Below are 14,418 nucleotides of genomic sequence, written 5' to 3' on the forward strand. Positions count from 1 at the left end.
CGGGCGGCCGTCCGTAGCCGACTGCTTTCAGAGGGGCGGAAGCCGCAAGGGCCCCCGCCCCTCCCGTACCCTGCCGGCCTCACGTACCCGGCCCACCGGCTCGCCCCGTACATCCGTCGTCACCACGACGGCCCGGTCACCCAGGCACCGTTTCTCGCCGTCCGGCCGCTCGCAGTAGAGCACGTACCCGGTGAGCCGGTCGACCGTCCCCGGTTCCAGCCTCCATACCCCCTGGAACTCGCTGACCTGCACATTCGGGTGCGATGCGCGGAGCTGTTCGCGAACCGCCGCCCGGACCGTCGCGGCGAACCGCTGCCGGGCCTCGAAGGGCTGGACGATCCGGGCGCTGCCCGCGGTGTCGATGCGCCCATGCGAAGCGGGGTAGCTCGCGACGAAGTACGGCCGCGACTGCAGGGCAGCCAGCAGCCGGGTCTCGCTCAGCCGCATCGCCGTGGGCCGCGACGTCCGTGCGGCCGGGCGGCGCTGGGCGACCGCGGGGGAGGCGACGTTCACCGACGCGCCCCGGGCGTGCGCGGTCCCACCGCTCCGCGCGTCCGCCTCCGCCCAGCGCCGGACGCAGGAGCCGATGTCACCGAGTACCCGGGTGACCGTGGCGTTGGTCGGCGAGGCCACGATCCACGGGGCCCCGGACGACGGGTCCACCCCGATCACCTCGTGGCCGCAGCTCCTGAAGGTACGGGTGAGGACGCGCAGCCGGGCCGCTTCGGACCGCCCGCGCTCCACCGCGTCGTCGAGGACCTGTCGGCAGGAGTGCGTGTTGCACGTTCCCGCTTCGGCGTCGACCCGGATCCGGACAACGGCGTCGGGGTCACCGGCCACCGAGAAGGCAACCTCCGAACCGGACGCCTGCGGGAACAGCTTGTGCGCCTCGATGACTTCGAGCGTCCCCGGGTAGTGCTCTTCGGCCAGTGCCTCGGCGAACCTGCGGTCCTCCTTCGTGCTCAGCACCCCGCAGCCGCCGAGCACGAGTGCGACCGCGCACATCAGCGCACCGGTCGGCCCGGCCCCGAACCTCCGTGTTCCCGACGATCCGTTCATGCCCGTTCTCCTTGCCCCGCCCGGCTTGCTCCGGCGCCGCCCGCTCTTCATCTGATGTGACCGTAGGGCGAGTTCCGGTGTGTGGGATGAGTACGCCTACTCAACGGGCAGACCCGTCCTGCCACTTATGCATTGGCATGGACCTGCAAACAACTCTGGGCTACAGTCCGGAACGGCACACTCTGAGAGCGCTCTCAGATGAGACGCCTCCCGGACGCCTGCTGTTCCTCCCCCACTTCGCCGGAACAACAGAAGGGCCAATGCCTTGAGACGCATCACAGCTCTGAGAACCGCACTGTCCGCCGTGCTCCTCGTCGGAGCCTGGGCGGGCGCCGGCTTCCCCTCCGCCTCCGCCGCCGACGCCCCCGCCACCGCTTCCCGCGCCGGTTCCGACGCACTTCCGGCGTCGGCCGGACTGCTGACCGCCATGCAGAAGGACTTCGGACTGACGGAAAGTCAGGCCAAGGCGAGGCTGTCCGCGGAGAAGAAGGCGACCGCCGTCCAGGGAAAGGCGAAGCGCGCCGCCGGAGACAGCTACGGAGGCTCCTGGTTCGATCCGTCGACGGGCGGCCTCACGGTGGCCGTCACCGGCGAGAAGCAGAAGTCGGCCGTGCGGGCGACCGGTGCCGACGTCCGCCTGGTCACCCACACCGCGCGCCGGCTCGACGCCGTCAAGGCGCGGATCGACACGTTCGACGCGCCAGCCGGGGTCAGCAGCTGGCACGTCGACCCGAAGGCCAACAAGGTCGTGGTGAACGTCGTCGCCTCCGCGCAGGATGACAACGATGTCCGCGCGTTCGTCGAGCACGCCCGCGAGGCCGGACCGGTCGTCGTCGAACAGACCGCCCAGGCACCGCAGACCTTCGCCGCCGGAACCGTGGGCGGCGACCCCTACTACACGGGCAACGTACGGTGCTCCATCGGCTTCTCCGTCATCGGCGGTTTCGTCACCGCCGGACACTGCGGACAGGCGGGTGCGGCCGTCAGCGGCTGGGACGGCTCCGCCATCGGCAACTTCCAGGGGTCGTCCTTCCCCGGCGACGACTACGCCTGGGTGAGCGTCGGCAACGGCTGGTGGACCGTTCCCGTGGTCATCGGCTGGGGCACCGTCTCCGACCAGCTCGTACGCGGCTCCGCCGAGGCCCCCGTCGGTGCCTCGATATGCCGCTCCGGTTCCACCTCGCACTGGCACTGCGGCAACGTACTGGCCACCAACGAGACGGTGAACTACAGCCAGGGCGCCGTCTACCAGATGACCAAGACCAGCGTGTGCGCGGAGCCGGGCGACTCGGGCGGCTCCTTCATCAGCGGCGACCAGGCACAGGGCGTCACCTCGGGCGGCTGGGGCGACTGCACCTCGGGTGGGGAGACCTGGCACCAGCCGATCAACGAGATCCTGAACCGGTACGGGCTGACGCTCCACACAGCCTGATGTCCGGCGCAGCCTGACGTTCTGCCCGGCCCGAGCATCACGCCGGGTCCCGGGGGCCTGTCGCGCGGAGCACACCGCTCCGCGCGACAGGCCCCTTCGCCTACTCCTTCGCGTGCCGCGAGGTCACCGCTGGGCCCCGCGGGCGCACTCTCCCGCACGAAGACCGGTCGGCGCCCCACTCGCGCCCCCACCGGGCGCCCCCTGCTCCCGGCCGTGACGACGACGTGGATCAGGCACCGCCCCCGGGACGTACACTCCACTCATGGGTCACATGGATGCGGTGAGGGAGTGCCTGCGACAGGCACCTCACCTGCTGTGCCCCGCCGCCACCCAGGCGCGCTGCCGCGCGCTGCACGGTCACGGCTGACCAGGACCCACCACCGGCGACCGCGCCGCGCCGTCATTCCGCTTCCGGCCGCGCTCGCCCACTCCGCCCACGGAGTTCTTCCACCGCTTTCGCTGCGTACGCAGCAGCACCCCACACCATGCGCAGCTCCCGAGGAGCTCCGTCGGCAACCCCCCGGCGGCGCCCGCCGGGGGCCCAGCCGCATCTTCGAGAGGACCCCGCATGAATCTGAGGGAGTTGCTGGCCGGGCACGATCACGAGGTACTCCTCGGTGATCCGGAGACCCCGATCACCGCCGGAGCCTGCTTCGACGCCCACCGCGTGACACCGGGTTCGCTGTACATCGCCGTTCCCGGGCACCGCGAGGGCGGCCCGGAGGCCGTCGGCCCGGCGCTCGCGCGGGGTGCCGTGGCCGTGCTGGTGGGCAGCGAGGGGCCGGACATCCTGGCTGCGGTGCGAGCCTCGCCCGGCGGCGCGTGCGTGGTGCGGGTGGCGGACACGCGCACGGCGGCCGCGGTGGTCACCTCCCGCTACCACGGAGAGCCCGGCCGGACCATGGACATGGTGGCCGTCACCGGTACCAACGGAAAGACCTCGGTCTCGTACATGGTCGAGTCCGTGCTCAGGATCGCCGAGGGTGCGCGGGTCGGCGTGATCGGCACGGCGGGCAGCCGGATCGGTGACGAGCTCATCCCGATGCCGCGCTCCGTCCTCACCACACCGGAGTCACCGGACTTCCAGTACCTCCTGGGGCACATGCGCGACCACGAGGTCGGCACGGTCGTGCTGGAGGCCACCTCGATGGGCCTCCTGCACCACCGGGTGGACCGCGCCTTCCTCGACGTGGGCATCTTCACCAACCTCACGCAGGACCACCTGGACGACCACGGCACCATGGAGAACTACCGCGACGCGAAGCTCCGCCTCTTCCAAGGGCTGTGCAAGAGCGCCGTGGTCAACGCGGACGACCCGGTGGGCGCGGCCATCGCCCCCACGATGCCGGGCAGGGTCACCACGTACGGCATCGACGCCGAGGCCGACTACCGGGCCACGGACCTGAGCATGAACGCCTTCGGTACCCGCTTCACCCTCCACCACGAGGGCAGCAAGTACCCCGCCGCCATTCCCGTCCCCGGACGGTTCTCCGTGTCCAACGCGCTGGCCTCCGTGGCCGCCTGCCACCTCCTGGGCCACGACCTCGCCGGGCTGGTTGCCGCACTCGACCGGATGCCTCCCGTCCCCGGCCGGCTGGAGCGCTTCGAGACGCCGCGCGGCACCGCGGTGATCGTGGACTACGCCCACTCGCCGGACTCCCTGGACAAGGTCCTCTGCGCGGTCCGGGACTTCTCCCGGGACGGCCGGGTCATCACGGTCTTCGGCTGCGGCGGAGACCGGGACGTCACCAAGCGGGCCCGGATGGGCGAGATCGCCGGCACCCGGTCCGACCTGTGCGTCCTGACCTCGGACAACCCCAGGAACGAGGACCCCGAAGCGATCATGGACCAGATCGTCCCGGGTCTGGAAGCCACCGGAACCAGGTTCGAACGCCGCTCGGACCGGCGCTCCGCCATCGCCTTCGCCCTGGAGAACGCCGGCCCGGACGACATCGTGCTGGTGGCGGGCAAGGGCAGCGAGCCGTACCAGATCGTCGGCGAACAGCTCATCCCGTTCAGCGACATGGCGACGGTGCGCGAACTCGCCGCCCTCCAGGGCTGACAGCGGGCGCGCCGAGGCAGCCCTGAGGGCCGTCAGGCCAGCCTGAGATCGATGAACGGGAGTACGTACCTCTCGGTCTCGACGAATCCGAGGCGCACGGCGAACCGCAGCCCCTCGGGGTTGGACTCCAGCACACAGGTCTCGATGACACGGGCGCCGAGCCTTCGGGCTTCGGCCGGCCCGTGCGCGTACAGCTGCCCGCCGCGCCCCTGGCCGCGGTGGGCGGGCAGCACCCGCGCGATCACGGTGGCGGTCGCGGAGTCCGTGGCGGGCGGCCGCACCGTGGAGCAGCCCACCACGACATCGCCCAGATTCGCGACGGCCAGCCGGTTGCGGCGGGACCGCTCCTCGACCTCCGCGAGCGACAGCGCGGCCGTGGGAATAATCGTGTTGTGTACGTGCGGCCACACCAGCAGCACGGCCTCGCCCGTGACCCACTCGACACGGGAGTCGGGCGGGGCGTTCGTTCCGGTCGTCGCAGCAGGGAACCCCGCGTACGGCGACGCGTCAACCCGCGCCCGCCGAAGGCCCCCTGCGCACCGGGCACCTTCCGCAGACCCGTAGTACTTGGGAGCTACGCGGCAGGTGCGGTCCGGGGAGGGACGCCGACTACAGGGCCCGGTTCATAACTTCGTACCGGATGCAACTCACGCATCCGGTACGGAAGGACCCCAGCCTCATGCCCGTCCACCTCCGCAGCAGCCGGCTGCGCCGCACCCTGCTGGCCGCGCTCATCGCAGCCTCGGTCGCAGCCCCCGTGTCCGGAGCCTCCAGCCCCGCAGCGGTCCCGGCACCCGTTCCGGCCCCGCTCGCCCCGCTGCGGGACGCCGATCGAGGCACCCTCGACGCACGGTACGCCGCCACGCGCGACGGCATCCTGGCCGCCGGGCGCATGGCCGCACGGCACGGTGACCGGAAGCGGGCCGCGGCGCTGCGCGGGATGGCGGACCCCCGTCGCCACTTCCTCCTGTTCGACGGCCGCGACGGCGGCCGCACAGCCGAGGTCTTCGGAGATCTGACGCGGGCCGAGCGGATCGCCGTACTGGTGCCCGGCGCCGATACCAACCTCGACCGGTACTGGCGCCTGAGGAACGACTCCGCCGCCCTGCGGAGGGAGTTGGGGCCCAAGGCCGCCGTCGTCGCGTGGCTCGGCTACGAAACGCCGGCCACGGTGAGCCCCGCGGCGCTCACCACCGGACGGGCCGACACGGCGGCACCCGGGCTGGCGAGGTTCACGGATCAGCTGCACACCGCCAGGCCGGCCGCCAGGATCTCCCTGCTCTGCCACTCCTACGGCTCGGTCGTATGCGCCCGAGCCGCGCCCGGCCTGCGGGCAGTGGCCGCCCTCGTCCTCTACGCCAGCCCCGGCACCGGCGCCCGCGACGTCAGCGCCCTGCACACCCGTGCCACCGTCTGGGCCGGCCGGGGAACGGCGGACTGGGTGGCGGATGTTCCGCACACCCGGCTCCGTCTCCCCTTCGTCTCGATCGGATTCGGACCGGACCCCGTGTCACCCGGGTTCGGCGCCCGCGCCTTCGACGCGGGGACCGGCGGGCACAGCGACTACCTCAAGCCCGGCTCCCGGTCCCTGAAGAACATCGCCCGCATCGTCTCGGGCACCGCACCCTCCGGGAGGGGCCGGCATGCGTGAGCTCATCGAGCGGATCGAGGCCGCGACCCCGCACCACCGTGACCGGGCTGTCGACGCGCTGCGTGCCCTCGCCATCCTCGGAGTCGTGCTCGGCCATTGGCTGGTGACCGCCATGGTCGTCGACAGCGGCAGCGTCCACGCCACGAGCCCGCTCCAGCGCACACCCGAACTCGCCCCGGTATCCTGGGTGTTCCAGACCCTCGCGGTGTTCTTCCTGGTGGGCGGGCAGGTGGCGGCCAAGAGCTATGAGTCGTCCCGCGCCCGGGGCGTCACCTACGGTCGCTGGCTCGGCGCCAGGATCGCCCGCCTGTTCCGGCCGGTCGCGGCGCTGCTGGTGGTCTGGACCGTGACGGCGGGCACGATGTTCGTCTCCGGAGTCGGCTACGACAATCTGCACGCCCTGCTCAAACTCGTACTCTCACCCCTGTGGTTCCTGCTGGTCTTCGCCGGGCTCACCGCGCTGACCCCGCTCGTCGCCCGACTCCACCCGCTGTGGCCCGTCGTCGTGGTCATCCACGTCGACATCATCAGGCTCGGACTCGACGGCCCCGCCCGGCTCGGCTGGATCAACGTGGCCGCGGGCTGGCTGGTGCCGTACTGCCTCGGAGCCGCCTGGGCCCGCGGGGAGCTGCGGTCGCGGACGACCGGCTGGACCCTGCTCATCGGCGGCGCGACCGCCACGGCGCTGCTGGTCCTCCTCGCCGGATACCCCGCGTCCATGGTCGGGGTCCCGGGCGCCGGCATCTCCAATCTCGACCCGCCCACCCTGGCCGCGGTCACCTTCGGACTCGCCCAGTGCGGGGCGGCACTGCTCCTGTCGGGGCCGCTGCGGCGGATCCTCGTGAAGCCTGCCGCCTGGGCGGCGGTGGCGCTGGTCAACCTCAGCGCCATGACCGTCTTCCTGTGGCACCAGACGGCGATGCTCGCGGTCACCGCGACCGGGCTTCTCACCGGCCGCACCCTGCCAGGACTGCACACCCGCCCGGACGGGACGCAGTGGATCATCGCCCGGCTCCTCTGGCTGCCGGTCTTCGCCGTCGCCCTGACGGCGTGCTGGGCGGCGTTCAGAACGTACGAACAGCGCCGGCAAGGACGCACCACGGTGGTGCGGGAAGGACGACCCAGTAGTGCTTGCGAGACACACCGTGCCTAGAGTGACAGCCATGCACAGGCTATGGACGGGAGCCGTGGCGCAGCTGACGGGCCGTCTGAGAGTTCTCCCGCGCAGCCTCGTCCACGACTTGTGGACCACTGCCGTCGATCCTCCGCCCCGCCCGGACCGGCCCTCACTGCACGACTGGCTCCCGGCCTTCCTACTGCCGCTCGTGGTGTGCACGGTGCCGCTCGCGGTCTACAGCATCAACACACTCGTGGCGCAGTACGGACTGGACAACCGAAGCGCCGTACTCCTCGGCGTGCTCCAGTCCGTGGCGTTCATCGCCGCCCTGTACCGACCGGTGCCCGCCTGGTGGGTGGTGACCACCGTCATGATCGTGGTCGCGCTGACCGCGCAGCCCGAGGCCGGCGACGCCTCGCTTCCCTGGACCGTGTCCGGAATCGTCGTACAGGCGGGGGTGCTGCTGATGATGGCGCTGCGACTGCGCCCCCGGGTCGGTGTCGAGGCGCTCGTCCTCTGCGTGCTGGCGGGACTGGTCTGCAACCCCGACGACTTCGTGCAGCCGACCGTCGATACCCGGGTCGCCGTGGCCGTCCTCGTCGCGGCCGTCGTGATCGGTGTGGCGCTGCGCGGCCGTCAGGTCGCCCGCACCGAACTCGTGGCGCAGGAAGAACGCACCGCGCAGGAGCGCGGCCGCCGCACCCTCCTGGAGGAGCGCAACCGCATCGCCCGCGAACTCCACGACGTGGTCGCCCACCACATGTCGGTGATCTCCATCCAGGCGCAGGTCGCCCCGCACCTCGTGGAGCACCCCTCCGACGAGCTCAAGGAGAACCTCGCGGGGATCCGCGCGAACGCCGTCGACGCACTCACCGAACTGCGACGGGTCCTCGGTGTACTCCGCTCGGAGGACGCGTTGTCCGCAGAGGCCCGGCACAGCCCCCAGCCCACCCTCGACCGACTGCCGGAGCTGCTCGACAACGTGCGAGGGGCAGGCCTCAGGGTCACCGACGAGCTCACAGGCACACCGCGGCCCATCCCGCCCGGCGTCGACCTCTCCGCGTTCCGCATCGTGCAGGAATCCCTCAGCAACGCCATGCGGCACGCGCCCGGAACCGCGGTGCACGTCGGGATCGCGTACCGGCCCGGCTGCCTCGCCGTCCGGATCACCAACACGGCTCCTGACGACCCGGCCCCGCCACCGCGGGACATCGGCCACGGTCTGCTCGGCATGCGGGAACGCACCGCCATGCTGGGCGGTGACTTCACCAACGGGGCTACTCCCGAAGGCGGTTACGAGGTAGTGGCGATACTTCCCCTGGAGGAACCCGTATGAGCATCCGTGTGGTCATCGCCGACGACCAGATGATGGTCCGCCAGGGTTTCACGGTCCTGCTCAACGCCGAGCCAGGCATTGAGGTCGTCGGCCAGGCGGTCGACGGCCTGGACGCGGTGGCCAAGGTCGCCGAACTCACCCCGGACGTCGTGCTGATGGACATCCGCATGCCCGGGGTCGGCGGCATCGAGGCCACGCGCCGCATCACCGAGCCCGCCGGGTCCACCGTCAAGGTCCTCGTCCTGACCACATTCGACCTCGACGAGTACGTGTACGAGGCCCTGCGCGCGGGTGCCTCCGGATTCCTGCTCAAGGACGCCTCCGCGGCCGAACTCGCCCAGGCCGTGCGGGTGGTGGCCGCCGGTGACGCTCTCCTCGCCCCGAGCATCACCAAGCGCGTGATCGCCGAGTTCTCCCGCGTCACCCGGACACTCCGCATCCCGGAACGGGGCCGGGCGGGTGACCTGACGGAACGCGAGACCGAGGTCCTGGCGCTCATCGCGCAGGGACTCTCCAACGCCGAGATAGCCGTGAATCTGGTGGTCGCGGAACAGACGGTCAAGACCCACGTCGGCCGGATCCTGGTCAAGCTGGGACTCCGCGACAGGACCCAGGCCGCGGTGTTCGCCTACGAGACCGGCCTGATACGCCCGTCCGGCCGGTGAAGCCCCGGATCGATTCCGCCGTCGTCGGCCTGACCTGGTAGTCAGACGCCGACACCCCGTGCGGTGAAGCCCGCGCCGGCCGCGAGCGCGGTCAGCTCCTCCACCCGCGCCGCCCGCAGGCACACCACCGGATAGCAGTCGGACTCGATGTCGAGGACGGCGAGCGCCGCACCGACGTCGCGGAAGCACCGGCCGCATGCCTCCAGGAACTCATGGGTCGGCAGAAGCATGTCATCCGCCTCGACCAGTACCCAGGGATCCACGGACGGCCGGGACGCGAGCCCCCGCAGCCGGTCCCGGACCTCGTCGGAGTCCTCCTTCCAGTCCAGCTCCGCCAGCAGCCGGTGCTCGGCCAGCGCGTCGACGAGCGCTATCCACGCGAGGTCGGGTACGGGCCCCTCGATGCCCCGGTCCGCCAACGTGCCGGCGTGGTCGCGTACGTAGCCCGTGGGGTCGTCGTGGGCGTGCAGTACCCGCGCGGCCACAGCCTCATGGGCCGGAGCGAGCAAGGCCGCCACGGCGGCCAGGGAGGTACGGGCTACGTCGGCACCGGACATGGTGTGCGCTCCTTCGGCGGCCGTCCGGCCGCGTCCGGCCGTGTGAATCCGGCTGCGTGATCCCGGCGGCGGGATTCGGGCAGCCGGATTCCGGCAGTGTGATGAGGACGCCTGGTCCGGCGCCCCGCAAAAACCCTGCCACAGGGGTACGACAACGAGCCCCGGACGGACCGGCTCAGACCCCCGCCGCCCGCGCGGCCTCGTACACCTCGGTCGCCACATCGATGAGCTCCGTGGCGTCACGCGTGGTGCCCTGGAGGTCCAGCATGATCTCCGTGACGCCGGTGGTGGCGTGTGCCACCAGGTCCTCGACGATCTGCGCCACACTTCCGTGGAACGGCTGACGGGCGTCGCCCTCCACCGGCTTGACGCTGTACCGCGCGTTGGCACGGGCGCAGACAGCGAGCGGCCGCTCACGCCCTCGTTCGGTGGCGGCCTCCTGCACCCGCTGCCACTGCTCGGCCAGGGCCGCCGCCCCCATGGCTACGGGCATCCAGCCGTCCGCCCGGTCCACCACCCGGCGAATGGCCCGGGGGCCGCTCGCCGCGAGGAGGACCGGGATGGGGCGAGCGGGCTTGGGCCCCACCACGGACGGGGCGATCGTGGTCAGGGTCCCCTCGTACGAGACGGGGTCGGGACCCCAGACGGCCGCGCACACGTCGAGCAGTTCGTCCAGGACCGCGCCGCGCCGCTCGAAGGGGGCGACGGACGCGGCGGCGTACTCGTCCAGTGACCAGCCCGTCCCCAGCCCCGCGACCACCCGGCCACCGCTGGCGGCGTCCAGCGAGGCGAGCGAGCGGGCCAGCTGGAAGGGGATGTGGAGCGGCGCGACGAGAACGCTGCTGCCGAGCCGGGCGCGCTCGGTGGCCGCGGCGGCCAGCGTCAGGGTGATCAACGGGTCCGCGACCCCACGGTAGTGATCGGGCCAGGCCAGGCCCGGGATTCCGTACAGCCCCTGGGTGGCCGGTTCGGGAAACAGAACCCGCTCGAACACCCACAGACTCTCGTAGCCGACCGCTTCCGCGGCCCGTGCCACATCGGGCACGTCGCGGCCGATGTCGTACTGCTTCATCTGCGGAAGGCCAAGTCCGAGCGGGATCGGCATAAGAGTGTCTCCCTCTATGAGATGTATGGGACAACTACCTTACGGCGGAGTCACGCTGACGGGGCGTCCCAGCTGGCAAAATGATGGCTCCCGGAGCCGACCCGGTATACCGCGCAGCCTTCCTCCTCGCGCAGGAACGTCGCGCGGGCGTGGGCGACGGAGTCCGGGGAGTCCGAGGGGACCCACACCTCGGCGGTCGTGTTGGGAGGTACGGTGCAGCGCAGATCGATGCCGCCCGAGCGCAGTTTCCACTGGGTGGAGACGGGGCCGTAGACCGAGGCGAACGTGGCGCGGGCCGAGGTGACGTCGCCGCCCGGCCGAGGACGGATGACGATCTCGCGGAAGCCGGGCCGGCCCGCCGCGATGCCTGCGATGTTCGTGTACATCCACTCACCGACCGAACCGTAGGCGTAGTGGTTGAAGGAGTTCATGTCCGGGGTCTGGAAGCCGCCGTCGGGCTGGATGGAGTCCCATCGCTCCCACATGGTGGTGGAGCCCTTGTCGATCTGGTAGCCCCAGCTGGGGAACGAGCGCTGCTGGAGCAGGCGGTAGGCGACATCGGTGTGCCCGGTGTCGGTGAGGACGGGCAGCAGCCTGGGCGTACCGAGGAAGCCCGTCGACAGGTGCCAGTCCTTGGCCTCGATCAGCGCGACGAGCCGGTCCGCCGCTGCCGTGCGCAGGGTGTCCGGCAGCAGGTCCATCGACAGGGACAGAACGTACGCCGTCTGGGTATCGCCCTTCACCCGGCCCTCTGCGGTGACGTACGCGGCCTGGAACGCCGTGCGTATCCGTGAGAAGAGGTCGTGGAACGGCGCCGGGTCCTCGCCCAGCTCCGTGGCCGTCCGGGCCGCGAGGTCGGCACTGTGCGCGAAGTACGCGGTGGCGATGACGTCCTTCGGCGTCTCGTCGGAAACGTTCAGCCAGTCGCCGTAGCCGTCGGCCGGCCGCAGCAGGCCGTCGCTGTTCTTCTCCAGGTACGTCAGCCAGGCCCGGATGGACGGCCAGGCGTCTTCAAGGACCTGCCGGTCCCCGTACGCCCGGTACAGCGACCAGGGGACGGTGACGCCCGCGTCGCCCCAGCCGGCCGCGCCGTTGCCGACGTTGCCGACGATGGGGGCCACGTCCGTGAAGGCGCCCTCGGCGGTCTGGGCGTCGCGCAGGTCCACGAGCCATTTCGTGAGGAAGCGGGCCGACTCCATCGTGTACGCGGCCGTCGGCGCGAAGACGTTGATGTCGCCCGTCCACCCCAGACGCTCGTCGCGTGCGGGCGTGTCCGTGGGGATGGAGAGGAAGTTGCCGCGCTGGCCCCAGGTGATGTTGCTGTGCAGTTTGTTGAGCATGGGGACGTCGGTCTCGAACTCGAAGGTGAACGGGGCGGACGTGTGCATGACGCGACCGGTCAGCGCACCGGCCGGGGGAGTGCTCGGCAGACCGGTGACCTCGACATAGCGGAACCCGTGGAAGGTGAAGCGCGGTTCGTACGTCTCGGAGCCGCCGCCCTTGAGGACGTAGGTGTCGGTTGCCGCGGCGCTGCGGAGATTCGCGGTGTAGACCGTGCCGTCGGGATTGAGGACCTCGGCATGCCGCAGACGCACCGTCGTGCCCGCGTCGCCCGACAGGCGCAGCCGCACCGAGCCGACCATGTTCTGGCCCAGGTCGAAGACGAAGACACCCGGCGAGGGCTCGGTCACCTTCCTGGCGGGAAGCTCCTTCGCCACCCGTACCGGGCCGTCCACCTGCGCGACGATCAGGCGGGGCGCGTCCTCGTCCGCGCCGCTGACCTCGGACCAGGCGCGGTCGTCGAAACCGGGCGAGGTCCAGCCAGGGGTCTCCTCGCGCGCGTCGTAGGTCTCTCCGCCGAGGAGGTCGGCGGAGAGGATCGGCCCGGCGGCGGCCCGCCAGTCCGTACCGGACGTGATGCGCCTGCTTGTTCCGTCCGTGAAATCGATCTCCAACTGGGCCAGCAGAGACGGGTGTTCACCATACTGATGGGGCCCGAACATGCCGACACTGCCCGCGTACCACCCCGGCGCCACATACGCGCCGATGGCGTTCGCACCGGGCCGCAGGAGCGCGGTGACGTCGTACGTCTGGTACTGGACGCGCTCGCGGTAGTCGGTCCAGCCGGGAGCGAGCTGATCGCGCCCCACCCGGCGGCCGTTGAGATGGGCCTCGTACAGGCCGAGAGCCGTCGCGTACAGCCGGGCCCGTGCGACCTTCTTGCGCGGCAGCTCGAACTCGTGGCGCAGCTGGTTGGCCGCGAACAGGGCCGGAACGACCTTGCCCCACGGTCCGGCTCCCCACGCGGCGGCCTCCTTCGCCGCCGGCCAGCCGCTGTCGTCGAAGCCGGGCCCGCGCCAGCCGTCGGCGGGCTCCTCGTCCGTCGACTTCCAGGAGGCATCGGTGACGATGCTCTGTTCGCCGGAGGCCGTGCGCAGGGCGAGTACGGCGATCAGCCCTGCGGCCCCCTCGCTCGCGTTGGCCGCCGAGACCGCGAGGACGTTCGTTCCGGTACGCAGCTGCGCGAGGACGTCGATCACCGCGGGTCGGCGCCAGCCGTCGTTGTCGGTCGCCAGGTCCGTATGCGCGACTTCGGTGCCGTTCACGGAGACCGCGTACACGTTGTCCGCGCTGATGGCGAGGGTCGCCGCGGTGATCCCGTCCGCGAGATCGACGGAGTGCCGGAACCAACGGGTGCCTTCCGGAACGCTGTTGGCCGGGTCCCCCTCGGGATACCAGATCCAGGAGCTGTTCTCCAGCGAGGGGGCGTCGGTGAGGGCCGGGGGAGCGGACACCCAGGCGGCGGACCACTCGGCGGGGTCCATGAGGCCGGTCTCCCACCATGAAGGCGCGCTCCAGCCGGACTCGCCACCGGCCGTGTCCCATACCCGCACGGACCAGAAGTAACGCGTGCGCGGCTTGAGTCCCGGCCCCGCGTAGGGGACGAGGACGGACTCGTCGGACATCACCTTTCCGCTGTCCCAGACGTCCGGGTGCGACAGGCCGGCCGCACTGGACGCGACCCGGACCTGATAGGCGCTCTGCCGGACGTCCGGTTCGTCCGAGGCGACCGGCCAGCTGAGCCGCGGGTGTTGCGCGTCCAGGCCCAGGGGGTGCGACACGTACTCGACGGTCGGCGCGGTGACGCGTGACGCACCGCGGCTCACGGGTGCCCGGGAAGGCGCCGGCGTCGGAGCCGCCGCGGCTGGTGCGACTCCGGCTGCTACGGCGCCCACCGTGGCAGCGGCGCTCGTCAGGATGTTCCGCCTGCTGATCAATGCGGCCCCTCACACAGAAGTGATGAATCGATTCACAGAGTGGACGTAGCTGAACGTAGGGGCGCGTAAGGTGTGGGTCAATGAGCGTGCAGGGAGTTTCTTGACGGAGCCTTGATTGGGCGCGCGTCGCTCATGTCCGCTGCTGTATACGTGAGT

11 protein-coding genes are annotated in these 14,418 nt (G+C 71.2%); 6 read left to right on the forward strand and 5 right to left on the reverse strand.

Going from position 1 to position 14,418, the window contains the following annotated elements:
• Nucleotides 1-27 precede the first annotated feature (27 nt).
• The gene (locus OG892_RS38385) at nt 28-1,059 is read right to left on the reverse strand and encodes an SCO7460 family lipoprotein (RefSeq protein ID WP_328864229.1); all 1,032 of its coding nucleotides are present in this window, start codon (nt 1,057-1,059) and stop codon (nt 28-30) included.
• Nucleotides 1,060-1,324: 265 nt separating this feature from the next.
• Here OG892_RS38385 and OG892_RS38390 point away from each other — a divergent pair, with 265 nt between their 5' ends.
• Both OG892_RS38390 and OG892_RS38395 read left to right on the forward strand, forming a co-directional pair.
• Entirely contained in the window at nt 1,325-2,491 is a 1,167-nt protein-coding gene (locus OG892_RS38390) for a S1 family peptidase (protein WP_371631490.1), read from the forward strand.
• Between the two features lie 568 nt (nt 2,492-3,059).
• Nucleotides 3,060-4,553 carry a UDP-N-acetylmuramoyl-L-alanyl-D-glutamate--2,6-diaminopimelate ligase gene (locus tag OG892_RS38395; protein WP_073733856.1) on the forward strand — a complete coding sequence of 498 codons (1,494 nt, stop codon included), beginning with the start codon at nt 3,060-3,062 and terminating at the stop codon, nt 4,551-4,553.
• A 32-nt stretch (nt 4,554-4,585) separates the two neighbouring features.
• Here the strand turns inward: OG892_RS38395 and OG892_RS38400 are convergent, their stop codons facing one another.
• Nucleotides 4,586-4,972 carry a GNAT family N-acetyltransferase gene (locus OG892_RS38400; protein WP_073733855.1) on the reverse strand — a complete coding sequence of 129 codons (387 nt, stop codon included), beginning with the start codon at nt 4,970-4,972 and terminating at the stop codon, nt 4,586-4,588.
• 260 nt (nt 4,973-5,232) lie between these two features.
• Between OG892_RS38400 and OG892_RS38405 the strand changes: the two genes are divergently transcribed.
• The 4 genes from OG892_RS38405 to OG892_RS38420 are packed head-to-tail and all read left to right on the forward strand — an operon-like array spanning nt 5,233 to nt 9,322.
• Nucleotides 5,233-6,204 (forward strand): alpha/beta hydrolase, encoded by a 972-nt coding sequence (locus OG892_RS38405; protein WP_371631491.1) that lies wholly within the window; start codon nt 5,233-5,235, stop codon nt 6,202-6,204.
• Nucleotides 6,197-7,357 (forward strand): acyltransferase, encoded by a 1,161-nt coding sequence (locus OG892_RS38410; protein ID WP_371631492.1) that lies wholly within the window; start codon nt 6,197-6,199, stop codon nt 7,355-7,357. The genes OG892_RS38405 and OG892_RS38410 overlap by 8 nt, the downstream gene beginning before the upstream one ends.
• A gap of 10 nt (nt 7,358-7,367) precedes the next feature.
• Nucleotides 7,368-8,657, forward strand: coding sequence for a histidine kinase (locus tag OG892_RS38415; RefSeq protein ID WP_328864225.1), 1,290 nt, complete (start codon nt 7,368-7,370; stop codon nt 8,655-8,657).
• Nucleotides 8,654-9,322 (forward strand): response regulator transcription factor, encoded by a 669-nt coding sequence (locus OG892_RS38420; protein ID WP_073733851.1) that lies wholly within the window; start codon nt 8,654-8,656, stop codon nt 9,320-9,322. The genes OG892_RS38415 and OG892_RS38420 overlap by 4 nt, the downstream gene beginning before the upstream one ends.
• A 41-nt stretch (nt 9,323-9,363) precedes the next feature.
• On the opposite strand, the gene OG892_RS38425 is transcribed toward OG892_RS38420, so the two are convergent.
• The 3 genes from OG892_RS38425 to OG892_RS38435 form a co-directional block, all read right to left on the reverse strand.
• Nucleotides 9,364-9,879, reverse strand: coding sequence for a DUF6630 family protein (locus OG892_RS38425; RefSeq protein WP_073733850.1), 516 nt, complete (start codon nt 9,877-9,879; stop codon nt 9,364-9,366).
• A 175-nt stretch (nt 9,880-10,054) separates the two neighbouring features.
• Entirely contained in the window at nt 10,055-10,984 is a 930-nt protein-coding gene (locus OG892_RS38430) for an LLM class F420-dependent oxidoreductase (protein WP_371631493.1), read from the reverse strand.
• Between the two features lie 50 nt (nt 10,985-11,034).
• Nucleotides 11,035-14,262: an alpha-L-rhamnosidase gene (locus OG892_RS38435; protein ID WP_371631494.1), complete on the reverse strand. Its 3,228-nt coding sequence runs from the start codon at nt 14,260-14,262 to the stop codon at nt 11,035-11,037.
• Nucleotides 14,263-14,418: the final 156 nt, after the last annotated feature.

This window comes from Streptomyces sp. NBC_00341 (genome assembly GCF_041435055.1).
Lineage (GTDB): Bacteria > Actinomycetota > Actinomycetes > Streptomycetales > Streptomycetaceae > Streptomyces.